The following is a 25,006-nucleotide window of genomic DNA, read 5'->3' on the forward strand; positions in this document are numbered from 1 at the left end:
ATGGCGCCAGCCAGCTCTTAGGAAATACAGTGACTTATAGCATCAAAGAGATTTTTTATACCCTGCAGGGGGAAGGCGCGCATGCGGGTCGTCCAGCCGTGTTTTGCCGCTTTTCCGGCTGCAATCTGTGGACGGGCCGCGAAAGCGACCGCGCCACGGCCGTGTGCCAGTTCTGCGACACGGATTTCGTCGGCACGGATGGCGAACGGGGCGGCAAGTTCAAGACGCCGGCCGAGCTGGCCGCGCTGATCGACAGCCTGTGGCCGACCAGCTATACCGCCAGCAAATACGTGGTGTTTACGGGGGGCGAACCGCTGCTGCAGCTCGATGCCGCGCTGATCGACGCCATGCACGCGGTGGGCTTTACCATCGCCATCGAAACCAACGGCACCTTGCCCGTGCCGCCCGGCGTGGACTGGATCTGCGTCAGCCCGAAGATGGGCTCGACCCTGGTGGTGCACAAAGGCAATGAAATCAAGGTGGTCATTCCCCAGTTCCAGCAAGACCTGGCCGCCTACGAACAACTGGACTTCGAGAACTTCTTCGTGCAGGCGATGGACGGCCCCCTGGCCGCGCACAACATGAAGCTGGCCATCGAGACATGCAAAAGCAACCCGAAGTGGAAGCTGAGCCTGCAAACCCATAAACTCCTGCAAATACCTTAAACAAATAATATGCTGACTATCACACGCAAGCTCGAATTCGACGCGGGCCACCGCATTCCCGACCACAAAAGCCAGTGCCGCAACCTGCACGGCCACCGCTATACGGTGGAAATCACCCTGGTCGGCAAGGTAATCGAAGCGGAAGGCAATTCCGACAATGGCATGATCATGGACTTTTCCGACGTCAAGACACTGGCCAAGCAGCACCTGGTCGATGTCTGGGACCACGCCTTCCTGGTGTACGAGAAAGACACGGCCGTGCGCGACTTCCTGGCCAGCCTGCCTGACCACAAGACGGTCGTCATCGACCGCATCCCCACCGTGGAAAACCTGGCGCGCATCGCCTTCGACATCCTGAAAGCCGCGTTTACCGACCACTTCGGCACGGGCTTGCACCTGCATAAGCTGGTGCTGCATGAAACGCCAAACTGCTGGGCAGAAGTGACCGATGACTGAAACCCCTGACTGCGCCGTGCCTGCCGTGAACGCGGCCGACGCCGGGTTCATGCGGCTGGCCCTGGAGCAGGCGCAGCATGCGTGGGACCTGGGCGAGGTGCCCGTGGGCGCCGTCGTCGTCAAGGACGGGGAAGTCATCGCCGTCGGCTACAACCAGCCCATCGGCCGCCACGATCCGACGGCGCACGCCGAGATCATGGCCTTGCGTGCGGCCGCCGACAAGCTGGGCAACTACCGCTTGCCCGGCTGCGAACTGTATGTGACCCTGGAGCCGTGCGTGATGTGCTCGGGCGCCATGCTGCATGCGCGCCTGGCGCGCGTCGTGTTTGGCGCGGGCGATCCGAAGACGGGTGCCTGCGGCTCCGTGCTGAATCTGTTCGAGCAGACGGCGCTGAACCACCAGACGGCCATCGAAGGCGGCGTGCTGGCCGACGAGTGCGGCGCCTTCCTCAAGCGTTTCTTCGTCGAGCGCCGGCGTGCCCAGGCGGAAGCGCGCAAGCTGGCCAATCCCGGCGCCCAGGTCTAGCCAGGAGCGGGCAGGGGGTTCCGGCCCGCATTCCTGCCAGCATGCGCATGCCAGCCATTCCGGCTGGCATTTTTTATAACTGTTGCGAAATAACATCTGTATAGACCATTTATCATTCTCAAATGAGAATGATTCGTGTTACAGTATTGTTTTCGCCAGCAAACTTCCCTTGCGTATCGTTATTGATCCGGGTTCAAGAGCCAGCCTTCACTCTTCCACCGGATCATCATGACTACAGTGCCTCTGCAGCGCACCGCTGCACCCGTCGTTCCTGCCATTCGTCTTCCTGCCCGCCGGCATAACCTGGTGCTGCGCGCCGCCTTGCTGGGCCTGTTCGCGGCGCCCATGCTGCCTGTGTATGCGCAAACGGCCGCCATCAATGCGGGCACGGCCGCGCAGGAACCGGCCAAGCTGCCCGTCTTCCCGGAAATCGTCGTCAATGCCAAGCAGGACTACGAGCGCCGCGCGGGCACCAAGACGGTGATACGCAGCGATGACCTGGAGCGCCGCAACGTGACGGACATGGCCGGTGTCGTGCGCTATCAGCCGCTGATCAGTACGCCAATGGCGGCCTCGGGCGGCGGCGGCATCTGGGATGGCGCGGGCAATACCGGCTACAACATCCGCGGCCTGGAAGGCAACCGGGTCAGCCTGGAACTCGATGGCATTTCCCTGCCCGATGCCGCACCGAAGCCGGACAGCAATACCCTCAACGCGTTTGGCATGGGCCGCGACTATTTCGATCCAGAAACTTTCCGCGAAGTGCGCATCGATTCGGGCACGACGTCCGTCAGCGGCGCCAATCCCGGCCTGGGCGGCGGCGTGGCCTTCATCACCAAGTCGCCCGAAGATTACCTGGGCGAAGGGGTGGACCATTACGTGGCGTATAAGTACGGCCGCGCCACGGTGGACCGCAGCAATGCGCACACTTTGACCGGTGCCGCCAAGATCGGCGCCAATCTGCAAGGCCTGGCCGTGTACGTGCACCGCGACGGCGAGCAGCTTGACAGCCGCGGCAGCGCCCCCGTCAACCCCGATGACTGGCATTCGAACGCCTTGCTGTCCAAGCTGGTGTGGGCCTTGCCGGGCGAACAAAAGCTGGACTTGACGGTCGACATGTTCGAACGCAAGAACAAGCGCGATCTCAACAATAAAGTCAGCGCCATGTATCCGGACGGCGTGCAGCAGGATTCCACCACCAAGCGTACCCGCGTCAGCCTGGGCCACGATCTGGTATTGAAGGATTTCGCCCTGTTCGACCGCCTGACCTCGAAAGTCTATCTGCAGAACGCGAAGATCGAGGACAAGAGCAAGGGGCGCTATACCTACCAAGGCAACTTCCAGCGCGCCATCGATACCAGCTTCAAGAATGACAGCATCGGCCTGACCTCGGAAGCGTTCAAGCAGCTCAATGCGGACAACGCGTTGCTGTACGGCGTGCAGCTGGAACAGGCCAAATCGCGCCGCCCCTGGATGGAAGACCGCACCGTCATCGCCACGGGCGCGCACCAGATCACGCGCAAGAACCGCATGGCCGACATGGACGCCACCAAGCTGGCCCTGTACGTGCGTGACGACCTCAGTTTCGACCTGGGTGGCAAGAAAGCCGTGCTGACGCCGGGCCTGCGTGCCGACTACCGCAAGCTGGAGCCGAAAAACCTGCAAAACTACCTGATCGGCGTACCGGGCGCAGCCAAGGAAGTGCGCAAGGAGAGCGATACTTACTTCACGCCGAGCCTGAGCCTGTCCGTGGAAGTGCTGCCGCAAATGAATGCCTACGCCACGTTCACGCGCGGCACGCGCCTGCCGACGGCGGTTGAACGCACGGGCACCTATGATTCCATCAGTTATACGGGCACGGGTAATGGCTATGCCGTGCTGGGCAATCCGAATCTGGGCAAGGAAACCAGCAAGGCGTATGAACTGGGGCTGAAAGGCGACGTGACCAGGGGCTTGAGCATGCACGCTTCCGTCTACCAGACGGAATACAAGAACATGATCGAGTACGTGGCGCAAGACCTGGATCCGGTGAATTACCCGACCCTCACCTGGGGCTTGTACCGTCCGGAAAACATCGGCAACGCGCGCACCTGGGGCGCCGAGCTGAGCCTGCGCGCGGAGCTGGGCGCCTGGTCGCCAGCCATGCAGGGCTACCGCGTCGACCTGGCCACGGGCGTGGCCAAGGGCCGCTCCTTCAATACCCTGACGGGCGAGAGCGGCGGCCTGGCCTCGGTGGCGCCGGCCAAGACGGCGCTGACCTTCGGCTATGACCATGCCAACAAATTGTTCGGCCTGGAACTGACGGCGCTGCACGCCGGCGAGAAACAGGCGCCGAACGACTTGCTGATGGGCACGACCGCGCCACGCTACAAGGTGCCGTCGTACACCATCTTCGACCTGTCGACCTACTGGAACGTGCACAAGAACGCCAAGATCATCGTCGGCGTGTACAACTTGACGGATCGCAAGTACTGGGATTACGCCGCTGCGCGCAGCCTGTCCGCCGGCACTACGGCGGCCAGCCGCACCGAGATCGAGCGCTACGCCAAGCCTGGCCGCAACGTCGCCGCCAGCCTCAGCATCAACTATTGATTTTTTACCGGGGAGGGGCGGCTGCCCCTCTTTTTTTCCATGTTTGATTGAATGGTCTCTCTATGAAGTTATCCAAACTCGTTCTATCCCTGCTAGGCAGCCTGCTGATTGCAAACGCATATGCGGCCCCAGCCACTTTGGCGGAACGCTGGTCCACCTTGCGCACGGAGCAGCCCAAGCTGCAGATCCGCGACGCGGCGCGCGCACTCGGTGTATCGGAAGCGCAATTGCTGGCAACCAACATCGGCAATGGCGTCACGCGCCTGCAGGCCGACGGCAACCAGCCGCGCGAAATCATGCGCGCCGCGCTGGACCTGGGCGTGGTGCAGGCGATCACGCGCAATGAAAACGGCGTGATCGAAACGACGGGCACGGCCAGCAAGTTCAAGCAGGCAGGCGACAAGTCGGAACAGGCCGACGCCAAGCAGGATCCGGAACAGGAAGCGCGCCAGCGCAATATCGCGGGCGGCTACCTGGGCGGCCAGATCGACCTGCGTTTCCACTTTGAAAACTGGAAATACGCATTCGCCGTGGTCCAGCCCGGCCGTGACGGCAAGCCGACGCGCAGCCTGCAATTCTTCGACGCCAACGGCACGGCCGTGCACAAGATTTATCTGCGTAACGAACCGGGTGTGGCCGTCTACGACAAGCTGGTGGCAACGTTCCGCCTGCCCGAGCAAAGTGCCGAGCTGAACGTGCTGGCCGTGGCGCCGAAAGCGGCGGAAAAGCCGGACGCCGAGATCGACGTCAAGGAATTCCAGCTGGCGTGGAAAGACATGACGGACGTGCACCAGTTTGCGCAAATCATGCGCGAATTCCACCTGACGCGCGAACAGGCGCTGCGCCTGGCGCCGGCCGGCGTGGTCGAACGCGTGACGCCGGAAGCGCTGCGCACCCTGCTGGAAAACGCGGCCAGGAACAAGGTCGCCATCATGGTGTTTCTGGGCAATGAGGGCTTGACGCAGATCTACAGCGGCAAGATCGAAAAAACCATGGCCGCCGGCGGCTTTTTCAACGTGCTGGACCCGGACTTCAACCTGCACATCCGCGACACGGCCTTGCGCAGCGGCTGGGTCGTCAAGCGCGGCGGCGTCACTTCCGTCGAATTCTTCGACAAGGAAGGCACGCAAGTGGTGTCCTTCTTCGGCGTGCGCGAGCGCGGCAAACCGCAGCCGCAAGCGTGGGTGGACCTGGCCGATTCCCTGCCGAAAGCCAAGTAAGTTGCAGCACCGTTGCCGCCCGGCGTACCGGCGCGGCAACACTTCAGCTGGGTGCCGCGTGCCGGTCTCATGTCTGAAGCACAATAGTGGTATGCTGATTGCAAGGCCGCAGCGATCGTGCCTGCGTGCTGGTTCCTGGAAGAGAGGCAATCATGGCAACCATCATGGCGAACGGCCTCAACATAGCTTATGAATGCCACGGCGATCCGGCCGACCCGTGCGTCTTGCTGGTGATGGGCCTGGGCATGCAACTGATCGCCTGGCCATCGGACTTCGTCGAAGGCATCGTCGAGCAAGGCTTTCGCGTCTTGCGTTTCGACAACCGCGACAGCGGCCTGTCGAGCAAGATGGCGCTGGCCGGCAAGCCGTATCTACCGCTGGCCTACGTGAAAAACCTCGTCGGCTGGCCCCTGAAAAGTTCCTACACCCTCAACGACATGGCGGACGATGCGCTGGGCCTGATGTCGGCCCTGCGTATTGCCCAGGCGCACGTGATCGGCGTGTCGATGGGCGGCATGATCGCGCAGGTGATGGCGGCGCGCGCGCCGCAACAGGTGCTCAGTCTGACTTCCATCATGTCGAGCAGCGGCCGGCGCGGCTTGCCCGGTCCCACGCGGGCGGCCCGCAACGCCTTGCTGCAACGTCCGAAACGCAATGCCAGCCGCGCCGAGCTGATGGCGCACATGGCCGCCACCGTGCGCGTCATCGGCAGTCCCGCCTATCCCGTCTCGGAAAAACTGCTGTACCAGCGCATCGAGGCGGCGCTGGAGCGGGGCAGCTGCCCGGAAGGCGTGGCGCGGCAAATGGTGGCGATTGCCGCCTCGGGCGAGCGCACGGCCTTGCTGCCGAGCATCCGCTGTCCGTCCCTGGTGATCCATGGCGCGGCCGACCCGCTGATCCCCGTCGCCTGCGGCATCGACACGGCGGCCCTGATTCCCGACGCCCGGCTGGAAGTGATCGAAGGCATGGGACACGACATGCCGCCGCAGCTGATCGAGCGTCTGCTTGCCTTGATCGATATGCATCTGCAAGGTAAGATGGCGCCCCAGATGCGCTCCCAGCCAGCCTAGGCGCGCCCACCACTTTTGAAGGCCCGGGCATATTTTGAACACACCTGAGATTGGCATTGCCATCGTCGCGCCGGGCGGGTATGCGCCCGACGAGGCGGCCCTGGCGCGCGGCATCGCCCGCCTGCAGGCGCAAGGCGCCACCGTCCACAATTACTATGATGCCGAACACAAGTTCCAGCGCTTCGGCGGCACGGATGCGGGCCGGCTGGCGCAGCTGAACGCGGCCGCCGCCGACCCGGCCGTGCAAGTGGTGCTCGCCCTGCGCGGCAGCTACGGCATCAGCCGCATCCTGCCCGAGATCGATTTCCAGGCCATGGCCGACAGCGGCAAGCTGTTTGTCGGCTACAGCGACTTCACGGCCTTCCACATGGGCTTGCTGGCCAAGACGGGCCGCGCCAGCTTTGCCGGCCCCATGGTCTGCGACGATTTCATCCGCGATGAGCCCGAGCAATTTACGCTGAATCAACTGTGGTCATGCCTGGCCGGCCCCACGCACACGGTCACCGGCGTGGCGCAAGGCAATCCGCAGGTCGAACTGCAAGGCCAGCTATGGGGCGGCAACCTGGCCATGCTGGTCCACTTGCTGGGCACGTCGTATTTCCCCGAGATCGATGGCGGCATCCTGTTCCTGGAAGACGTCAACGAACACCCGTACCGGGTCGAGCGCATGCTGCTGCAACTGCTGCACGCGGGCGTGATTGGCCGCCAGCAAGCCGTGGTGCTCGGCGATTTTTCCGCGTATAAACTCAGTCCCATGGATAACGGCTACGATTTCGACGCCATGCTGGCGTATGTGCGCCAGCGCTTGCCCGTGCCCGTGCTGACGGGACTCGAGTTCGGCCATATCCGCCGCCGGGTCACCTTGCCGTTCGGCGGCCAGGCGCGGCTGCGCTCGGACGAAGCCGGCTTTAGCCTGCAGGTGGGCGACTACCCAACCTTGCAACGCCCCTGAACGCCATGCACGCCCGGCCCGGCCGCTTGCCGCAGTTGGACGTGCTGCGCGGCATCGCCGTGTTCGGCATCCTGCTGGTGAATATCTGGGGCTTTGCCTGGGGCACCATCTCCTTGCGCTACGGTACCTTGCCGGCCCAGCCGCCCGTGCTCGACCAGCTGGTGATCTTCCTCGTGGCGGCGCTGGCGCAATTCAAGTTCTATCCCATCTTCGCCTTTCTGTTCGGCGCCGGCTTTGCCCTGCAGACGCGCTCGTTGAAGCAGCGGCTGGGCAGCTGGGAAGAGGCGCAGGCCGCCTACAGGCGTCGGCTGCGCTGGCTGCTTGCGTTGGGCCTGCTGCATGGTTTTTGCGTGTGGAGCGGCGACGTGCTGACCTCGTATGCCGTTGCCGGCATGCTGATCCTGCCGCTGGCGTCCGCCAGGCTGAGCCGCGTTCGCAACCGCGCCTGGCTGGTGGCGGGCGGTTTCCTGCTGTTCATGTGTTTATTGATTCCCGTGGGCCAGCAGGGCGGCGCCCCGGACACGGCGCACGATCTGCAAAGTTTTGCCGCCCGGTACGCCATCTATACGCAAGGCGGCGCGTGGGCCGTGGCAAAGCTGCGCGCCAACGACTACCTGACGTCCTTGCTGTACGCCATCGTCATGCTGCCGCACATCGTCGTGCTGTTCCTGCTGGGTATCCTTGGTGTGCGTTTGGGCTGGCTGACGCAGCCGCAGCGCCACGGGCGCCTGTGGCGCTGGGTCTGCGGCGTGGGGCTGGGCGTGGGACTGCCGTTCAATTTGCTGGCGGCGTTTGCCATCACGTGGCAAGTGGTCGATCCGTATCAACAGGTGTTCGACGCGGCCTTGTTCGAGGCGGGCCTGTTCGCGGGCGGCCCCGTGCTTGCCGCAGGCTATGTGGCGGCCTTGATGCTGGCCGGCCCCTTCATGCTGCGCTGGCTCGCTTCCTGGCTGGCGCCCGTGGGGCGCATGGCGCTGAGTAACTATCTGCTGCAGTCCATGCTGGGGACCTGGCTGCTGCAGGGGCCGGGCCTGGGCTGGGGCGCCCGTCTGCGTCCCGCCGAGATGCTGGGACTGGCGATACTGATCATGGCGGGGCAGGTGCTGCTCAGCCGCTACTGGCTGCGCCACTTCAGGCAAGGCCCCGCCGAGGCGCTGTGGCGCCGGCTGGCCCGCTTGCCGGGCTGATCCTGCCTACTCCGTGCTCCAGTCGAACGAGCTTTGGCTGGGCGGCGCGGGCGGCGGTTTTGGCTTGGCGGACGGCACCAGCGGATTGTCGACGGCATGCCATGCGAACAGGTCCACGTCGAGCATGCAGGTGCGCGCCAGGTGCAGCGCGGCTTCGGGTGCCAAGTGCGGGTCGAGCCAGCGCCGCGCGTCTTCCAGGCTGACGGCGACGGGGCGGCGGTCGTGGATATCGACCATGCCGCCCATGCTGTCGGCCGTCACCAGCACGAAGCCCGCTTCCTCGCGGCTGTGCTTCCAGGGACCGAACTGGGCCAGCACCAGCAGGAACAGGCGCGCGCGGTCGCGGCGGTGGATATGCCACGGCTGCTTGCCGCCTTTTTCGCCGGTCCACTCATACCAGCCATCCACGCAGACGATGCCGCGTCCCGCGCGCAGCAGCGGCTTCCAGTAGGCGCCGGCCAGTTTTTCCAGCCGGGCGTTGATGGCGATGGGAATTTTCTTCTTGCCGGGCGCCGGCGTGGCCTGCGCCGCCCAGGCAGGGCGGTAGCCCCAGAAGACGTCGTCGACGCGGCGCACGCCATCCTGGATATGCAGCACGGGCCGGTAGCTACCCGGAGAAACGTTCAGGTGCGGCTCGGCCTCGCTGTCGAAGACCGCGTCGGTCCAGCCGAAAGACGACGCCAGCACGCGCGCCGTGTCATTTTGATCGAATCGTCCACACATGGCGAAATCATACCTGAATGCCTAGCCGCGCGACGGCTGGCGCACGCATCGTGCGGGTGTGGGCCAACGTACAGACCGTGCGCGGCGACCGGCGCACACTGGCTGCAGTCAGATCCCTGACGCTCATGCATCGGAGGAAATATGTCTTTTGAGAATCCCACCATCCACAAAGGTTTCACCATCAGCGCCACGGCCAGCCAGCGCCGCGATGGCCGCTGGGTCGGTTCCTTCATCAGCCAGAACCACGCGTGCGGCGCCTATGCAGACACCTGCGATTATGACGATTGCAGCAACGAGAAGGACGCGCAGCAAGTGGCCCTGTCGGTCGGCTGGCGCCTGGCCGACGGCACGCCGGCTTCCCGCTAAGGTATGCAGTGGCGCAAGCTTGCAGGCGCCGCGCGTTCAGCCTTTGCGCCGCAATGCCAGCAGCACGCCCGCCAGCGGGAACAGCAGGACGGTGCCCAGGCGCACGGCCGCCAGCGAGGCGATTTCCACGCCCAGCACATGCGGCAAGGCCAGCAGCAATAGCGGCGCCGGCACGGCAATGGCGAAGAAGAACAGATACCACGAGTGGCCGTTCTTCTTTGCCAGCAAGGCGATCAGCGCGCAGCCGATCAGGAAGACCAGCGGCAGATTTACATTTTCCATTATTTGGCATCTCATCGAGTGGGGTAGGCGCCGCGTCTGCGCGGCGCGCGTGATTATACGCGTCCCCATGCCGTAGGGCGCCTGGCAACTTCGCCCGGCAACTTGCTAGTTGCCGACCAGGTCAGGCGGCTGCGGCGCCTGCTTGCCGCTGGCGGGCGCGTCCGCCGGCAGCAGCGCCTTGATGGCGCCGTTGTAGATGAGTTCCTGCGCATACGCGGACGCCTCGATCAGGGCCGCATGCACGGATTTGAAGCTGCTGGCCGTCTCGATGAGCACCGGCTTGGCGTACACCTGCTGCGTATCGCCGCGCTTGCTGACCAGTATCATGCCCCGGTAGCGCCCATCCTTCTCCAGCGCCCCCGTCACATGAAATTCATAGCCCCTGATCTGGTGTTTTTGTTGTTGCTCCATATTTCCCGCCTCCAGCACCGATTGTCACGGCATTGGACCATCCATTCGATAGGAACAGCAGAGTGTTTGATGTGTATCAATGCTTGAAATTTTTACCACGATACAAGGAACGTCACGCCGCCAGGCAGAATCGCAGCGAGCGGCAGGAACGTGTGGCCGGGTAGTGCAACCGTACCCTGCTACGGTGGGCCTCGCCAGCCGCAAGGCGCCCCGCGCAGTGGCTTGCGGCAAGCGTCATCAGCCAGCGCGGATGGCGCGGATCTGCTGGGCTGTTTCTTCAATCTCGCGATACGCTTCCTGGATATAGCCATCGATAGGATGGCCGTCCATCCATTCGAAATAGGCGCGTTCGTCATGCTTGATGGAAAAGGGGACATGGTGGTCGCGGATCGATTCGGCCGTTTCGCGCACCAGCGAGGCAAACAGCAGCTCCAGAGTTTCCATGATGGTCACCTAGCGAGACATAGAGCATTCAATGTAGCACACCGCCAGCCAGGGCGCGCACCGCCGCCGTGCGCGCCCGCGCCCGACATGCCGCCTGCGGCTATCATGATGCGAGGCGGCTGGCCGGCCTTCAGGCCGGGTGGCCGATATGCTCGTACAGGATCACGCAGCCGATGACGATCAGCACGAGGCCACCCACCAGTTCGGCGCGGCGGCCCGCCACCGTGCCCAGCACCCGGCCCAGCATCACGCCCAGGGTCACCATGACGAAGGTGGAAAAGCCGATGGCGGCGGCGGTGACGACGATATTGGCGCCAAGCAAGGCCAGGCCGGCACCCACCACCATGGCGTCGATGCTGGTGGCCAGGCCCGTGATGGCCAGCACCCAGAACGAGTGCGACTGCGCCGGCGCTTCCTCCTCGTCGGCGTCGGACAGGGCATTGCGTATCATCAGCAAGCCGATGATGCCCAGCAGGCTGAAGGCGATCCAGTGGTCCCACGCGGCCACATATGGCGCAGCCACGCTGCCCAGGGCCCAGCCGATGACGGGCGTGATGGCTTCGATGACGCCAAAGATGAGGCCAGTGCGCAGCGCTTCGCGCCATTGCGGCTTGTGCAGGGCGGCGCCCTTGCCGACGGCGGCAGCGAAGGCGTCGGTGGACATGGCAAGCGAGAGGGCGGCGGTGGCGGCGAAATTCATCGTTGGCTTTCAGTGGGGCTGGCTGGGATGGTTGTTCACGATAAGGCCTGCAAAACTGTAGCGGGCGCAGGAGAGTTGCGGCCGAGAGGCGCCACTGTACGGAGGTACGGTGCGCATCGCAGGCCGTCAATCACGACGCGCAGCAGGTTTGATCGGCGTTTTCAGCAAACCCGGCGATTCTACCCCACGTACAGCACGATGGCAGAGGCCAGCAGGCAATAGGCGCCAAAGAAATGCCAGCGTCCCTGTTCCAGCCAGCGCGACAGCCAGCGCAGGGCCAGCAAGCCGGCCAGGAATGAGAGCAGCATGCCCAGCAGGCTGGGCGCGAGCAGTTGCGGCAGGCTGGCGCCATGCGCCAGGTGGCCGAGGCTGCCGCTGGCGACGGCCTGGTAGAAGCGCCAGCCTTCCTTGACCAGCACGGCGGGCGTCAGCACGACGGCCAGCGCGAAGCTGAATTCCTCGGCGCGGCGCTGCGGCACGCCCATGGCGATGCCGGCCGAAATGGTGGCGCCCGAGCGGGAAAAGCCGCGGAAGGGCAGGCACAGCCCCTGCACGGCGCCGATCACCATGGCCTTGCCGATAGACAAGGTGCCGCTTTCCCGCGCCTGCTGGCGCGAGGAGACGATGATCAGCAGGCCGGCGGCGGCCAGCGCGGCCGCCATCAGTGTGGCGTTGCCGAACAGGTGTTCGATTTCAAAGCCGGGCGCCTCCTTCCGCATGACGTGGGTGATGCCTTTCAGCAAGCCGAAACCGACGATGCCCGTCAAGGCCGTGGCGACCGCCAGCAGCAAGGCATTGCGGCGGAAGGCCGCGGCCGAGCTGAAATAGGTGGCGCGCCAGGATTTCCAGAAATACACGATGACGGCAAACATGGTGCCGGTATGCAGCATCACCAGCAGCATGGTCAGCTCGGGTGACGTGGGGTCCAGGCCCATCCATTTTTCCGCCATGATGACGTGGGCGGAGCTGGACACGGGCAGCAACTCGGCGAAGCCCTGGACGATGGAAAGGATGAGGAGTTGCAGAAAAGTCATGGGTGATGTGCTCGGGATCGTAGGCAGGCAGGAAAATTGTTGCATCGGAAACAGGGCGTATCCGGCCGCGCCATTTTACAGGCCGCCTCCTCGCTGGCCGCCTGGCGCACCATTACAGTTTGTCCATGTTGGCGCAGGCCAGCAGTACGCCTAGCGCCATTAAAATCGTGCCGATCAGCCGGTCGGCCATCCGCTGGTGGCTGAGCATGCGGGAACGGAACGTCGCTCTTGAAAAAAAGATGGCGACCAGGGCAAACCACAGCAGATGGATGACGGACATGCATAGTCCGTAGCCGAACTGGACTGTTAATGGCGTGCCAGGCTGCACCACCTGGGTGTAGGTGCTGATGACAAACAGCGTCGTCTTCGGGTTCAGGGCATTGGTGAGGAATCCATGGAGGAAAATTTGCTGTCGGGACACGGACGCGCCATCGTGCAGGTCGATGACGAGCCCGGCGCGGTTGGCGCAAGTTTTCCAGCCGATCACGATCAGGTACAGGGCACCGGCAAACTTGATCGCGGTAAACAAGGCCGGTGACTTTGCAATGATGAGCCCGATACCAAACATCGTATAGAACACGTGGACTTGCACGCCCACGGCGATGCCGAGCGCGGCCAGCAGGCCGGCACGGCGGCCATGCAGATAGCTGTTGCGCGTGACCATCGCGAAATCGGGGCCGGGGACGATGGAGGCCAGCAGGGTAATCAGTGCAACAGCAAGCAATTCAATCATGGATTCTTCCTTGGACGGTGGCGGCGCCGCCTGGCGATCAGTGAGTATTCATCGCCTGGATGGCAAGCGCCATTGCGCATGCGGGCTAGCGGAAGAGCAATTATCCCTATAATGACGCACGGTGAAAAACGATGATATCTTGCGATTATGTGTGAGAAAAAATGACAGATCATGACTAGACAGGTAGCCCTCGGCGCTTTGCGCTTCTTCGCGGCGGCGGCCAGGCTGGGCAGCTTCGTCCAGGCGGCCGACGCATTGCATGTCACGCACGGCGCGGTGAGCCGGCAAATCCGCCTGCTGGAAACGTCGCTGGGCACGCCCCTGTTCGAACGCCGCAACCGTGGCGTGTTCCTGACGCCGGCGGGCGCGCAGCTGCAGGAGGCCGTCCAGCAAGCGTTCGAGCGGCTCGATGCCGCCCTCGAGGCCGTGCGCCAGCCGGCGCGCCAGGCGCCACTGGTGGTGTCATGCGAGCCGACGATCGCCATGAAATGGCTGATCCCGCGCCTCGGCGACTTTTACCAGCGGCATCCCGAGGTGCCGCTGCACCTGTTTGCGTCGGGCGGGCCGGTGGCGTTCCAGCGCGACGCGGTGGATGTCGCGCTGCGCCGCAACGATTTTCTGTGGGATGCGGGCCTGCATGCGGAAAAGGTGTGCGACGAATGGATCGCGCCCGTGTGCGCGCCGGCCCTGTTGCGGGACGGCCGGCTGGACTTGTCAGCGCAGCGCTTGCTGCATACGGCGTCGCGCCCGGCCGCCTGGACGCACTGGCGCGCCGCCGCCAGGGACGACGGCGGCCAGGGCCAGGGCGACAGCCAGAGCTACGAACACTTCTACCTGAGCCTGCAAGCGGCCTGTGCCGGCCTGGGCGTGGCCATCGGCTCCGTCTTCATGGCGCGCGAAGACCTCGACCACGGGCGCCTGGTGGCGCCGTTTGGCTTCCGGCGCGACGGCACCGGCTATTTCCTGCTGTCCCCGCAGCCGTTCGACGGAGACGCGCGCCGTACCACCTTGCTGCACTGGCTGCGCGAGCAGATGGTGCCGGCGCTGCCGGCACCGTAGTCGCCCCGTTTACCGGGACGGTGTGGCCGGCTTGAACACGTCGCGGAAGGCCTTCAGGGCGGCGGGATGGTAGATCGTGCCATGGGTTTCGGCCGGCATCTTTTCCTGGTGCCATTGCAAACCAGCAGGCGCCTGCTTCTCCAGCACGTCCGACAGGCGCTGCACTTCCACGGCGATGCCCGCTTCGCTGCTGGACGCCAGGTACAGGCTGCGCTTGCCTGGCGCGCCCTTGGCCAGCAGGGCGGCCGCCTGGCGCGGCAGGGCGCCGCCGTTCCACCACAGGCTGGGGTCGAACGCCAGGTAGTGGTCGAACAGCTGCGGCTCGAGCAGATAGGTTTCCACCACGAACAGGCCGGCCAGCGATTCGCCGACGATGGCCGTCTCGCCCGTCGTGCGGTAGCGGCGCTTGACTTCCGGCATCAGTTCATCGCGGATGAAGCTGCGGTAGGCGGATGAACCGCCCACGACGGCAGCGATCTTGCGGTCGTCGGCGCTGTCGGTCGGCCCCGTCAAGTCGCGCCGGCGCTGCGTGTTCTGCATGCCGACCAGCATGAAGGGGCGCATCGTGCCGTTGGCTACCGACACTTGCAGCAGGCCGGCCACGTGCAGGAAGTCCTCGGCCACGCCGCCGTCCGGCATGTACAGCACGGGCAGCGGGGCGTCGGGCGGGGTGTCCCAGGCGCGCGCCACGTACACATTGATGTGGCGCTTTTCCTTCAGGGCGCGGGAATCGATGCTGAAACTTTCGCCGATGACCAGCGGCGTCGCCGCGCTGGCCACCGCGGTGGCGGGCGCGGCTGCGCTGGCAAGGTGAAAAGCGCTGCTGGTGGACAGCAGCAAGGCGGCGGTGAGGTGCAGTGCAAGGGTAGAACGGCGCATGTTTTCCTGTGATAAGTAAATTGGGACGATGGCATGTACTCGTATAGACATGCCATTGAGCAATTCTATCTTATCTTTGATGCAGGATTACTTGATCGCCAATAGTTCCCGCTCCCGCACGATGCCCGTGTTGTCCACCGTGTAGGCGATCAGCAGGGCGCCATCGTCCGCGCACGCATGGCAGCTCTTCAGGGACGTGGAAAACAGCAGGCGCTGGCCGCCATCGCTGGTGGCCGTGCTGCCGACGAAGTCGGCCGGCGCAAACGGCATGGCGTCCGGGTGGGCGGCGGCAAAGGCGCGCCAGGCTGGCGTGGCGCGGTCCTCGTCGCGCACGGAGTTTTCGTCGACGTCGATGGCGGCGCCATCGCTGCCGATCAGCAGGCTGCCTTCATTCGTGTTGGCGCGAAACGGATAGGTGACGGTGGCCAGGGCCGCCTTGCCCAGCGGACGCCAGGCGGAGATGAAGCCGGCCTTGTCCGCCTTCACCAGCATCCTGGCGGCGGCGATGGCTTGCGGCCGGGCGCCGCTGCGCTGCATGGTGCGCAGCAGGCAGACGTCGGGCGCGGTGGACGATTGCTCGCTGCGGCAGGCCGACAGCGAGCGTTCCTGCCACACGGCGCGCGCGTCGATGGCGTCCGTGGGCGGGGCGGCATGCGCCGCGTGCATGGTGACCAGGCTGGACAGGGCTAGTGCGGCAACGCCGGCAAGGTGGCGGGAAAGTCGTAGGGGCATGGCGTTATCCTTTCAGTGCTTTTCAACAGGCACTGATTATAGGAGGAGGGCCGCGCCCGCCTGCGCACCGTAGCGGCGGCCTAGCGCTTCCTTGCCGCCGCCTGGCGCAGCGCCTTCGCTTCCTGTTTGTTCGGGATGTGCGGACGCTTCGCCAGTTCCGTCTTGACGGCGGCGATGGCGGCGCCGAACAGCTGTTCGGCCTGCTCCATGCTGGCGCCCGCATAGTGCTGCTGATTGGATTGGGCGGCACGCAGCCGGCGCAGCAGCGCCAGCAACTGCCTGCCGTGCAGGGCGGGCAGATCCTGGGCCAGCACTTGCCGGCCCAGTGCGCCTTCCACGTAGTCGGGATCGAGCAGGCGCAGCAAGGCCAGGCCTGCGGGTTGCGGTACCGGCTTGTCCATCAGCACATTCTAAACGCGGCGCGGATTACAGGTAATCCCAGATTTCATCGAAGGTTTCGCGCGCGAAATCGTTGCGCCAGGCTTCCGAACTCTTTTCGCGGCTGATGGGGAACACGGCGCGCCAGGTCTGCTTCGGCGCGCTCGCGTAGGTCGCGGCGATCTTTTTCAAGCCTGCAATGCATTGCTCCGCCTTGCAGCCGCTCTTCGCCAGTTGCTGCGAGGCAGGCGCCCATGCGACGGGCACCTTGACGAGCTGGCATTCGAAGCTGACGACGGTCGTCTGCATGCCGTTTTCTTCCGTCGCCGGATCGGCCTTGGTGGCCTGGCATGCGGCGCCATTCTTGGCGGCGATGACGTTAGCGGCCAGCAACTCGGCTGCCGGCGTCAAGGCTGCCTGCATGGCGGCCGGGAACAGGTCGGCGATCAGCTTGCCCGTTTCCGCTGGAAATTGCGCATCCGTTTCCTTCAGCGCGCTGTACGACGCATATTCGGCGGACTGGTGGCCGGCCAGGCGGGTGGGGCGCAGGTAGGCGTTGAGCTTGGCGACGCTCGCTTCGTCATGGTTGACGATGGTCTTGATGTACAGATTGGCCACGTCGACCGGCGCCAGTTCCACGGCGACGGGCGTCACGGCGATGGCGGGTTGGGCCAGCGCGACGGCGGCGGCAAGGGCGGCCGCCAGCAGGGTGGCGCGCGGTGCTTGTTGTTTCAGGTGCATATATGTTCTCCACGATTCAATGTCAGGCGCCAAAAATGCCTTACGGCAACTCTGGCGCCGCGCATTATATATGGTGAAAGTCATAACGTTGCGCACGTCACGCGTCACCCTTGCTGGCCGCGGCCAGGAGGGCGATCAGCAGCTCCTTGCGCCGTCCGTCCGCCTTGCGCGCCAGGGCGGCCATTTTTTCCAGCTTGCCCCAGATCGGATACAGCATGTGTTCCACCAGATAGCCTTCCAGCCCCTGCAGTTGCTGGTGCAGGCAGGCCAGTTTTTCCACATCGTCGAACTCGGCCTGGATCTTGAGTTTCACGTTGTCCGTGCAATGCCGCAAACACGCCACCAGCGTCGGGATGGATTGCGTCGTGACGCCGTATCGCTCCACGAAGGCCGCCGTAAACTGATCCTGCACCGACTGGTGCTCGTCATCGACCTGCGCCATGTAGTCCTGGATCAGGGGAAAATAACGGGCGTCGAGCAGGCCCAGGCCGAACGTGGCATAGCTGCCGGGCATGCAATTCTTTTCGCCTTCCGTATCGGCATAGAATTCATATTCCGCGATGGCCGCGCGCGCATACGCTTCCAGCTGCGGCTGCAGGGCGGGCCAGGCGAGGGCGTTGGCAAAGAAGCGGTGCGTATCGGATTTCGCCAGTCCCTTGATCGGCAGGTAGGCCTTGGCCCTGGATTTGAGCTTGATCTGGTAGCTTTTCGGGAAACCGTTTGCCAGCAGATGCGTGATGAATGCCAGCGCCTGCCCATACGCGGCTTCCTCTTCCTGGGCAATGCTGATGGTCAGCGTGGCAAACACGTCGTTGGCGCGGCATTCCAGCAGCGCATTCTTGACATGGATTTCCCCCTCGCTGAACGTGCCGCTGCCTTCGTGCAGCATGCGCACGGCCCGTTCGCTGCCCAGTTCGCGCGCGATTTCCAGGAATTTGAGGCCCCTGGCCTTGGCGTAGCTCGGTTCATGGCGCAGTATCATGACGGCGCCATAGAGCAGGAGGTCGAGCGGCTGCATGGCTTGCGCATCGAGCGCCACGGCCGCTTTCAAGGCGTATTCGGTGGCGCGGTAGGCGGACTGGGCGCGGTCGTAGTATTGCGGCAGGAAGTCGTTTTCCACCCATTGCGTGATGGCGCGCAGGATATGGTGGCGGTGTTCGGCCAGCGCATCCGGCGTGGCCTTGTTCAAGGCCAGGATGCGTTCGAATTGCGCGATGGTCCAGGCCACGTCGAGTTGCGGGAACAGTTGCCGGTCGAGCAGGTGGCGCGCGAGGAAGAACGATTCCAGCGCTTGCGTCGGCTGCGTGCCCTGGGTCAGCTGTTGATCGACATACGCGTGGATGCGCTCAAGCAGCAGCTGGCGTTTGTCTTCATTCACATATTCCAGCAAGCTCAAGTGCAACTTGCCCTGTGCCGTCTGGAATTTGCCGCGAAACGTGAAGCGGTAGTCGATCATCGCCGTGTTTACCAGCGGCGCCAGGCGCGCTTGCACCAGCGTTGTCAGCTGCGGCGCGATCAGCTCGCGCACTTGCGCATCATCAAGACGGGCCGGCGTTCTCGGGCGCGCGTCATCGTCGTTGTCGTAGCCCAGGTCGATATCGTCGGCCGTCGTGCGCCCCGGTTTATAGTCGAGCAGGAAATCGTTGAAGATGCCCACTTGCATGGTGGTCCGGTCGAGAGACGAGTTCAGATCGGTGCGCTGCAGGCGCTCGTCGAACCAGGCATGGATCGCCTGCGTCATTTCCTCTGTTGCCTGCTCTTGCAATGTGCTCATCTATTTCGCCTTCTCATGCATTGCACGCGACAAGGCCAACGCATGGCGTCACGAGCAATATTTAATATAAATCACTATTTTAGGTGTTCCGGCCTGGCCTGGGCAAGGGCGCACGGACGTCAGGAGGGCGGCGTGAGAAAGCGCTCGTCGATCTCGCTCGATTGCGGCCCCACCGTGACCGTCGAGTGCCAGCCCGACGGTTTCTCATTGCCGTCAAATAAGGCGATGCGCGTGTGGATGAACAGCACCGAATAGACGCCGGACTTCATGTCGCGGTTCAAGTCCCAGTGCACCAGTTCTATGGCTTCGCCGATGCGCGGCAAATGCGCGCCCGGCGGCACCAGGATGTTCTGATTGACAAACTCCCGGCTCGGCCCCGGTTCCTTGTGGCGCGGATCGATGTAGCGGAAGGAAACGCTGGTGGGGATGGTTTGCATGGACGGGCCTGCTCAATTGTATGTCCGATGACAATAGCACATGGGCGGCTGGCCTGATGCGTACCGTACGCGGCCGGGCCGCCTGTTGCCGCGACAGGCTTGCGCATGCGCTATGTACGGTAACAGACGGTTTTTAACCGGGAATCACGTTAGGCTTGCTTGTTGTCACTCCTAATAGATCGCAGGAAACGTCATGATGCATTTATTTCTAGAGGAAAAGCAGGTGGGTACGGCCGCGCTCAAGCCGCGGAACACGGGCATGTCGGGCGCGACCGGTGCCGTGCTCGAACGCAGCCTCGTGGGCTTGCGTACCCTGAGCAACCGTGCGCTGGCGGAAGTGCGCGCGGAGGCGGGCTTGACCTTGCAGCGCTCCATTTTTTCTGTCAGTAACTTCATCGCTGAACTCAGCTATCGGGCCGGCGTGCAAGCGGAGCTGTCGCGCTGCATCTTCGTCGCGGAAGCGGTCGATCCCGTGCTGCGGCTCGATGCGGACAAGGATTTGCTGCTGTCTGCCGTGGGCAGGCTGCTGCAGAATGCCTTCAAGTTTGGCGCGCCGAATGGCACGGTGGTGCTGCGCGCGTATGCGAGCGGCGAGCGGATCAAGGTCGAGGTGGAGGACAACGGCGCCGGCCTGTCGCCGGCTGCGGCAGAGCAGTTGTTTCTGCCATTCACGCAAGACGGCGCCAACAAGACGGGCCTGGGCCTGTCGATCGCCAAGCGCAGCGTGGAAGCGAATGCGGGCGTCTTGAGCGCGGAAAGCGTGCTCGGCCACGGCTCTGTCTTCATCATCGACTTGCCGCGCCATGCAGACGCTGCGGATACATCTTGCCCATGAGCACCTGCCTGCTTCCCGACATCGTGGCCACTGCGTCACCACCAGGCACGTCGCGGACGGCATGCGGGACGGAGGCTGGCCATGCCCTATGAAATCGTCAAGGACAGCATTGCGCTCGACCAGGCTGGCGCCGCCGTCACCTTCCATCTGAGCGTCTTCGGGGTGGAAAAGAGCTGCAGCATCAGCGCGACCGCATTGCACAGCCTGGACGAGGGCCTGGGCGGCGACTTGCTGGCCATCTTCGACACCCACCGGCTGCGCATCGCCCAGCGTGCGTTCGCTCACCTGAGCAGGGATTTGCTGGTCAGCGGCGTGACCTTGCGCGCACTTGATTTCTAGTCACTATTTCCTGTGTTGACGCCGCTGTCCTGGCCAGATATGGCATTTCCGCACAGATCATCAAGTAAATGCAGGTATGGCTGGACGGAAATGTTACATCTCGGTATTCTGCGCATCTGATACTTATTTCTATACGGAAAAAAGTAAGAATGTGGCCGGGACCAGCGCTCACGCTGGCAGCCTGGCCAGGCACGATCAGGCATGCAAAGATGAAGTCGTCCACCTGCCGAGTGTCGCCGTCTGGTTGCGGCGCGCAGGGGACAGGGAAACTGTGCTGTCATCTTAAAAAGTAAGAGAGGTTGTTTATGAATCCAGAAAAGGCTGTTGTGTACGGTACAGAAGATTTGTTAATGAGTTTGTGTAACTCGGTAGTGCGGGTGCTCAACGTTGCAACACAAAGCAAGGTCAATTATTCCGGCATGGTGCAGCGCATCACCAAGACCGGCCTGAAACCGGACATCGGCTGTTTCGTGATGTTCGATGGCGGCTTCACGGGCCTGGTCGTGCTGAATTTCGCGGCCGACACGGCGATGGAAATCTACGAGCGCTACATGCTGCACATGGGGATGCCGAAGTCGGAGCTGGCCAGCTTCTACACGTCGGACGAAGTGTCGAACATCATGGGCGAGCTGATGAACCAGATCGTGGGCGACTTCACGGGCAAGGTGCGGCGCGAGCTGCAAACCAACATCACCCAGAACCAGCCGAAGATGCTGGTGCTGAACAAGCAGGTGATGCTCAGCGTCGATACGCCGCTGGACCGCCCGGAAATGCGTCGCGTGACGTTCTATACAGAAAAGAACAACATTTTCTATCTGGAACTGGCAATCGACCGCACCGAGTTCATCAAGCTGCACGATTTCGATTCCAAGGAATACGACGCCGACGCCTTGATGGCTACCGAGCATGCCAACCAGGCCAGTCAGGCCGCCGCGCCGGCGCCCGCGCCAGCCGCGCCGGACGAGGATGACAACGCCGACCTGCTCAAATCGCTGGGCATGTAAGCTGGCTGTTCATCCGGCGGCGGTGGGGGCAGTGCCGCCACCGCCGCCAGCGGTTTCAATCGTGGTTTCAATCGAGTAAGGTTTTGCTCATGAACACGCGGCTCGTCCCCTCGGGACTGCAGCTGATTTCGCCAAAGGTGCGCCAGCCACGGCGTTCGTAAAATTCGGGCGCCTGGAAACTGATGGTGTACAGCACCGCCGAGGCGCAGCCGCGCCGGCGTCCTTCCGCCTCGAACTGCGCCAGTACCTGGCTGCCCAGGCCGAGTCCGCGCAAGGCGCCGGGCAAATAAAACAGATCGAGGAAAAGCAGGCCCAGCGAGGTGCGGCCCATGGCGCCGCCCAGCACTTGACGCGTCTCGCGGTCGCGTACGACCACGCTCAGCGCCTGTCTGTCGTTGTAGCCGGTGATCGCATCGTTGTAGGCGTTCAAGCCATCGAGAATGACTTGCTCGACCTCGGCGTCGATCGCGGCGCTGACGGAAATGGTATAGGACGGCACGGTGTGCGGATTTTCTGGCATGCTCGACAAGGTTGTGATTGATGACTGTATGAATATACAGTATCTTGCGTCCCGCGACCAGTGCGGTCTACCCGGCGCGCGCCGTGCTGGCGCTATGGCGACAGCGTCACCGTGTCCATCTTGCCCGTGCCGACCATGCCGCTCTGCTGGCTGTCATCGAGCGACCAGTACTCGAGCGCATACACATAGCTGCCATCGATGATGGTCAGCGTTTCCTTCTGGCGCCCGCTGGGCGCCTTGTAATACAGGCGTCGCGCCGGCTTGCCATCCACCGTCTGATGGAACGCCTGCGGCGAAATGCGGACGCGCTTGCCCGCCTTGCCCGCCATCGACATCGCCGTGATCGTCAGGTAGGCCCGTTCCGGGCAGCGCGCCAGCAGGTGTCCGCCGCTCAGTACAGTTGCTTGCGCGCCCTCCAGCGGGAAGCCGAACGGTTGCACGCCGACGATATCGTGGCAGCCGACCTGCCGCGCCACAGCGGTCAATATGGCCGGGTCGAGCGCGCTGCCCAAGTGTTTTTCATCGGCCTGTGCCCGGCCGATCGCCCAGCGGCGCTCCAACTCGGCCAGCGAAATGTCGCCGGACACGGGCAGCGGGGCAGGGGCGTGCGGATCGGCCGCCCTGGATGTTTCGTCCCGCATGCGCGCTTCGACAGAGTGGGCGCGCTCGGGGGATGTGGCGCGCGAGGCTTGTTCCGCTTCAGGCGAGGCGCTTGCCAGGGCGGTGCTGGCGAAGAACAGGCCGGCGGCCAACGTGATAACTTGTTTGCTAAGCATGGGGATATTGTGGGCGGCGGGCGGGCCTGACGCGCTAGGGGCAAAGGACAGGCATTCTTGCACCGAATCAAGGTTTTGCCCATGGGCGCACGACAGAACAAGGTGAAACGAGAGTACCCCAGGCTGCCGCATAGCGTGTCAATCGATCATGATCGTCCCATACATTGCTCGGGTGTGCCCGAAGCACTGGCCGGCGCCGGGGCAAAGATCGTGGCGCGCAGATGCGCTTCCACCTCCGGCCAGGGTAGTTGGCGGTCCACCGCCGCGATCAGCCATGCGCCGACGGTCACTGGATCGTTGCCATACAGGTGCCGGCCGGTCTGCAGATAATCGAGAAACCAGGGCGGGTACTGGTCGAGCGCCGCGTGGGCATCCTTGTCCTGCAGCGCGTAGTTTGCCACGTCGTGCAATAGCGCCTGCCCCTTGCCGTTCAGCTCGCGACTCACGCGGCAGGCGTGCGCCGGCGAAAACGAGTCCTGGAGAATATGCAGCATGCTGCCCAGTGCAATATCCGGCGTTCGCCTGTTGCGCTCCTCCGTCGGCTGCCCCTGGCGGGCAAACAGGGTGCGGATCTTGACATTCTCGGGACGTACACAATGATTGAGGGCAATGGAAGGCAGGCTTAACTCCGCTTGCTTTTCGGCAGTGAGAGCTTGATCAGGCCGCAGTTCGCCAGTCGCGACCTGGTAGGCAAAAGCCATCCACGTCAATGCGCTCTGCACCGTCTGCTCCACGCGCTGACTGCGCGCGGCATCGTCCGTCGTTGCATCCGTTGTCATGAAATGCAAATGTTGCAGCTTGCCCAGATGGGAAGCCCTGGCAAGGTGGATGTCGGCGTCCACACCGCAGTTGCGTTGCGCGCCAGCGTATGTCGCGCGCTGCGGTTGAAAGGCTGACCAGACTTTATATCCGCCTGTAGAAAAATCCGCGCCCTGGCCCAGCGTCAGCATCAGCGGGTCGTCATTCCACCAGGTGCCGAAAATGATGGCGAATGAACGATGCTGGCGAGCATTGATCGTCCATGTAGGTTCAACCATGTATTGCCACTTCCACTCGGGCGCCGCCTGCACAGCCATGGGGCTGGCGCGATATTCGCGTATCGCCGCCGCTGTCATGTGTTCATGCACGGCAGTTCTCTGCTGCTGGCTCATGACCAGCGCGCACAAGCGGCCAACATGGCGCACCGTCTGCTGATGTGGCGCGGCGTCGCTGTAGGTCAGCACGCGGTAGCATGGGCTGATTTGATAGGCGTGCGCCGTATCGGGAAAGGCCCATGCAAGAATGGGTACCAGCAGGAAAGTGGCGGCAGTTTTCATTTGGCTCCCTTGGGTATGATTTTGACAATCCCGCCGCTGGCGCCGATGCGGTTTTGTGCGCGAATCAGCAGTTGGTACTCCTGGCTCGCGGTCAGCGAGGTGACAGTAATGAAAGGATGGGCGCGATCCCTGAAATCCGCTGGGGACAATATTGGTCCACTTGGGTGGATGCTGACCAGATAGTCCGTGATGTTGGCTCCGCCATCATTATCTGGAGGCGTAATTTTGATGGTCCCGCTACCGTTTGCCCCAGCTTCAAATGCCGCATCCTTTGGGGCATCAGGCGCGTTGGCCGGCATGGCTGCGGAAATTTCTGCAGGCGATGGAAACTCGCAGGCAACGATTAACTTCGCCACCGCATTGGCGGCTTCCGTGGGATTCGTTTTGGCGTTACCGTATTGCGTCATGGCAAGCGCAATCTTCGTCGACATCACGCTGGAAGCGGCGGCATATTGTGCTGAATCTATTCCCCGTTGAGTCGCCGCATATTGGTAGCCGTTGGCTGCACCGGATACGCCACCCCAGGCAGCGATGGCCGATTTCGCTGCCGCCTTTGCCGCTAGCGCAGGCACAACGATCGAGCCGGCAATAATTCCAACAGTCACTATCCCCACTTCCGCCGTGCTTGTTCGGGCAATCCTGCTTTCATTCTCTTTCATTTTCTTCCGGCAGACATTCAGCGCCGCATCAAAATCGCTCGATGTTGCCTTGAGTTTTTCCTGGAGTTCTGTATTCGACCCCGGCACCAGTTGCATGATTGCTTCGGTAGATAGGCCAAACTTGGTGCCGGGAAGGGAAGAGCAACCGCTGAGAATGACCAGTGCTGCAACAGCTATTGGACAGGTGACTTGCATG

Annotated in this window: 30 protein-coding genes; 13 read left to right on the forward strand and 17 right to left on the reverse strand. The window is 63.3% G+C overall.

Annotation, left to right across the window (positions count from 1 at the left end; translation table 11 throughout):
- Positions 1-29 precede the first annotated feature (29 nt).
- The 8 genes from queE to O0880_RS11660 all read left to right on the forward strand — a co-directional run bounded on the left by queE (position 30) and on the right by O0880_RS11660 (position 8,668).
- Complete coding sequence (queE, locus tag O0880_RS11625) at positions 30-665, forward strand: 7-carboxy-7-deazaguanine synthase (RefSeq protein ID WP_289886576.1); 636 nt, start codon at positions 30-32, stop codon at positions 663-665.
- 9 nt (positions 666-674) lie between these two features.
- Entirely contained in the window at positions 675-1,121 is a 447-nt protein-coding gene (gene queD / locus O0880_RS11630) for a 6-carboxytetrahydropterin synthase QueD (protein WP_034755997.1), read from the forward strand.
- Positions 1,114-1,647, forward strand: a complete 534-nt coding sequence (gene tadA, locus O0880_RS11635) for a tRNA adenosine(34) deaminase TadA (protein WP_289886583.1) — start codon at positions 1,114-1,116, stop codon at positions 1,645-1,647. Before queD ends, tadA begins: the two co-directional genes overlap by 8 nt.
- A 228-nt stretch (positions 1,648-1,875) precedes the next feature.
- Positions 1,876-4,239: a TonB-dependent hemoglobin/transferrin/lactoferrin family receptor gene (locus O0880_RS11640; protein WP_289886584.1), complete on the forward strand. Its 2,364-nt coding sequence runs from the start codon at positions 1,876-1,878 to the stop codon at positions 4,237-4,239.
- Positions 4,240-4,301: 62 nt separating this feature from the next.
- Positions 4,302-5,459, forward strand: a complete 1,158-nt coding sequence (locus tag O0880_RS11645; RefSeq protein ID WP_289886586.1) for a ChuX/HutX family heme-like substrate-binding protein — start codon at positions 4,302-4,304, stop codon at positions 5,457-5,459.
- Between the two features lie 152 nt (positions 5,460-5,611).
- Positions 5,612-6,529, forward strand: coding sequence for an alpha/beta hydrolase (locus tag O0880_RS11650; RefSeq protein WP_289886588.1), 918 nt, complete (start codon positions 5,612-5,614; stop codon positions 6,527-6,529).
- 34 nt (positions 6,530-6,563) lie between these two features.
- Positions 6,564-7,481, forward strand: a complete 918-nt coding sequence (ldcA, locus tag O0880_RS11655) for a muramoyltetrapeptide carboxypeptidase (RefSeq protein ID WP_289886589.1) — start codon at positions 6,564-6,566, stop codon at positions 7,479-7,481.
- A gap of 5 nt (positions 7,482-7,486) precedes the next feature.
- A complete protein-coding gene (locus O0880_RS11660) occupies positions 7,487-8,668 on the forward strand; it encodes a DUF418 domain-containing protein (RefSeq protein ID WP_289886590.1) in 1,182 nt (393 codons plus the stop codon).
- A 6-nt stretch (positions 8,669-8,674) separates the two neighbouring features.
- On the opposite strand, the gene O0880_RS11665 is transcribed toward O0880_RS11660, so the two are convergent.
- Entirely contained in the window at positions 8,675-9,391 is a 717-nt protein-coding gene (locus O0880_RS11665; RefSeq protein ID WP_289886591.1) for an SOS response-associated peptidase, read from the reverse strand.
- Between the two features lie 141 nt (positions 9,392-9,532).
- Here O0880_RS11665 and O0880_RS11670 point away from each other — a divergent pair, with 141 nt between their 5' ends.
- Positions 9,533-9,757, forward strand: coding sequence for a hypothetical protein (locus O0880_RS11670; protein ID WP_071323497.1), 225 nt, complete (start codon positions 9,533-9,535; stop codon positions 9,755-9,757).
- 36 nt (positions 9,758-9,793) lie between these two features.
- On the opposite strand, the gene O0880_RS11675 is transcribed toward O0880_RS11670, so the two are convergent.
- From O0880_RS11675 to O0880_RS11700, 6 genes are all read right to left on the reverse strand, one after another.
- Positions 9,794-10,039 (reverse strand): hypothetical protein, encoded by a 246-nt coding sequence (locus O0880_RS11675; protein WP_289886592.1) that lies wholly within the window; start codon positions 10,037-10,039, stop codon positions 9,794-9,796.
- 105 nt (positions 10,040-10,144) lie between these two features.
- Positions 10,145-10,450: a hypothetical protein gene (locus O0880_RS11680; protein WP_289886593.1), complete on the reverse strand. Its 306-nt coding sequence runs from the start codon at positions 10,448-10,450 to the stop codon at positions 10,145-10,147.
- A 237-nt stretch (positions 10,451-10,687) separates the two neighbouring features.
- Positions 10,688-10,894 (reverse strand): hypothetical protein, encoded by a 207-nt coding sequence (locus O0880_RS11685; RefSeq protein WP_071323500.1) that lies wholly within the window; start codon positions 10,892-10,894, stop codon positions 10,688-10,690.
- Between the two features lie 130 nt (positions 10,895-11,024).
- Complete coding sequence (gene mntP, locus O0880_RS11690; RefSeq protein WP_071323501.1) at positions 11,025-11,594, reverse strand: manganese efflux pump MntP; 570 nt, start codon at positions 11,592-11,594, stop codon at positions 11,025-11,027.
- Positions 11,595-11,773: 179 nt separating this feature from the next.
- Positions 11,774-12,628: an undecaprenyl-diphosphate phosphatase gene (locus O0880_RS11695; RefSeq protein ID WP_289886595.1), complete on the reverse strand. Its 855-nt coding sequence runs from the start codon at positions 12,626-12,628 to the stop codon at positions 11,774-11,776.
- Between the two features lie 112 nt (positions 12,629-12,740).
- Entirely contained in the window at positions 12,741-13,361 is a 621-nt protein-coding gene (locus tag O0880_RS11700; RefSeq protein WP_289886596.1) for a LysE family transporter, read from the reverse strand.
- Between the two features lie 171 nt (positions 13,362-13,532).
- Between O0880_RS11700 and O0880_RS11705 the strand changes: the two genes are divergently transcribed.
- Complete coding sequence (locus tag O0880_RS11705) at positions 13,533-14,420, forward strand: LysR substrate-binding domain-containing protein (protein ID WP_289886597.1); 888 nt, start codon at positions 13,533-13,535, stop codon at positions 14,418-14,420.
- 9 nt (positions 14,421-14,429) lie between these two features.
- On the opposite strand, the gene O0880_RS11710 is transcribed toward O0880_RS11705, so the two are convergent.
- The 6 genes from O0880_RS11710 to O0880_RS11735 form a co-directional block, all read right to left on the reverse strand.
- Positions 14,430-15,299: an alpha/beta hydrolase-fold protein gene (locus O0880_RS11710; RefSeq protein ID WP_289886598.1), complete on the reverse strand. Its 870-nt coding sequence runs from the start codon at positions 15,297-15,299 to the stop codon at positions 14,430-14,432.
- Between the two features lie 87 nt (positions 15,300-15,386).
- Positions 15,387-16,031, reverse strand: coding sequence for a hypothetical protein (locus O0880_RS11715; protein ID WP_289886600.1), 645 nt, complete (start codon positions 16,029-16,031; stop codon positions 15,387-15,389).
- Between the two features lie 80 nt (positions 16,032-16,111).
- Positions 16,112-16,432 (reverse strand): hypothetical protein, encoded by a 321-nt coding sequence (locus O0880_RS11720; RefSeq protein ID WP_289886601.1) that lies wholly within the window; start codon positions 16,430-16,432, stop codon positions 16,112-16,114.
- Between the two features lie 25 nt (positions 16,433-16,457).
- Entirely contained in the window at positions 16,458-17,150 is a 693-nt protein-coding gene (locus tag O0880_RS11725) for a hypothetical protein (protein ID WP_289886602.1), read from the reverse strand.
- A gap of 97 nt (positions 17,151-17,247) precedes the next feature.
- The gene (locus O0880_RS11730; RefSeq protein ID WP_289886603.1) at positions 17,248-18,924 is read right to left on the reverse strand and encodes a DUF6138 family protein; all 1,677 of its coding nucleotides are present in this window, start codon (positions 18,922-18,924) and stop codon (positions 17,248-17,250) included.
- A gap of 119 nt (positions 18,925-19,043) precedes the next feature.
- On the reverse strand, positions 19,044-19,361 hold the full coding sequence (locus tag O0880_RS11735; protein WP_289886604.1) for a hypothetical protein: 318 nt from the start codon (positions 19,359-19,361) through the stop codon (positions 19,044-19,046).
- A gap of 193 nt (positions 19,362-19,554) precedes the next feature.
- Here O0880_RS11735 and O0880_RS11740 point away from each other — a divergent pair, with 193 nt between their 5' ends.
- From O0880_RS11740 to O0880_RS11750, 3 genes are all read left to right on the forward strand, one after another.
- Positions 19,555-20,196, forward strand: a complete 642-nt coding sequence (locus tag O0880_RS11740) for a HAMP domain-containing sensor histidine kinase (protein ID WP_289886605.1) — start codon at positions 19,555-19,557, stop codon at positions 20,194-20,196.
- Positions 20,197-20,277: 81 nt separating this feature from the next.
- Complete coding sequence (locus O0880_RS11745; RefSeq protein ID WP_289886606.1) at positions 20,278-20,535, forward strand: DUF1488 family protein; 258 nt, start codon at positions 20,278-20,280, stop codon at positions 20,533-20,535.
- 305 nt (positions 20,536-20,840) lie between these two features.
- Positions 20,841-21,539, forward strand: a complete 699-nt coding sequence (locus O0880_RS11750) for a DUF3334 family protein (protein WP_071323512.1) — start codon at positions 20,841-20,843, stop codon at positions 21,537-21,539.
- A 67-nt stretch (positions 21,540-21,606) separates the two neighbouring features.
- On the opposite strand, the gene O0880_RS11755 is transcribed toward O0880_RS11750, so the two are convergent.
- From O0880_RS11755 to O0880_RS11770, 4 genes are all read right to left on the reverse strand, one after another.
- Entirely contained in the window at positions 21,607-21,981 is a 375-nt protein-coding gene (locus O0880_RS11755; RefSeq protein ID WP_289887348.1) for a GNAT family N-acetyltransferase, read from the reverse strand.
- A gap of 170 nt (positions 21,982-22,151) precedes the next feature.
- The gene (locus tag O0880_RS11760; protein WP_289886607.1) at positions 22,152-22,835 is read right to left on the reverse strand and encodes a hypothetical protein; all 684 of its coding nucleotides are present in this window, start codon (positions 22,833-22,835) and stop codon (positions 22,152-22,154) included.
- Between the two features lie 146 nt (positions 22,836-22,981).
- On the reverse strand, positions 22,982-24,151 hold the full coding sequence (locus O0880_RS11765) for a hypothetical protein (protein WP_289886608.1): 1,170 nt from the start codon (positions 24,149-24,151) through the stop codon (positions 22,982-22,984).
- Positions 24,148-25,005, reverse strand: coding sequence for a fibronectin type III domain-containing protein (locus O0880_RS11770; protein ID WP_289886609.1), 858 nt, complete (start codon positions 25,003-25,005; stop codon positions 24,148-24,150). The genes O0880_RS11765 and O0880_RS11770 overlap by 4 nt, the downstream gene beginning before the upstream one ends.
- Between the last annotated feature and the right edge of the window lies 1 nt (position 25,006).

The organism is Janthinobacterium sp. SUN118 (genome assembly GCF_030397695.1).
GTDB lineage: Bacteria > Pseudomonadota > Gammaproteobacteria > Burkholderiales > Burkholderiaceae_D > Janthinobacterium.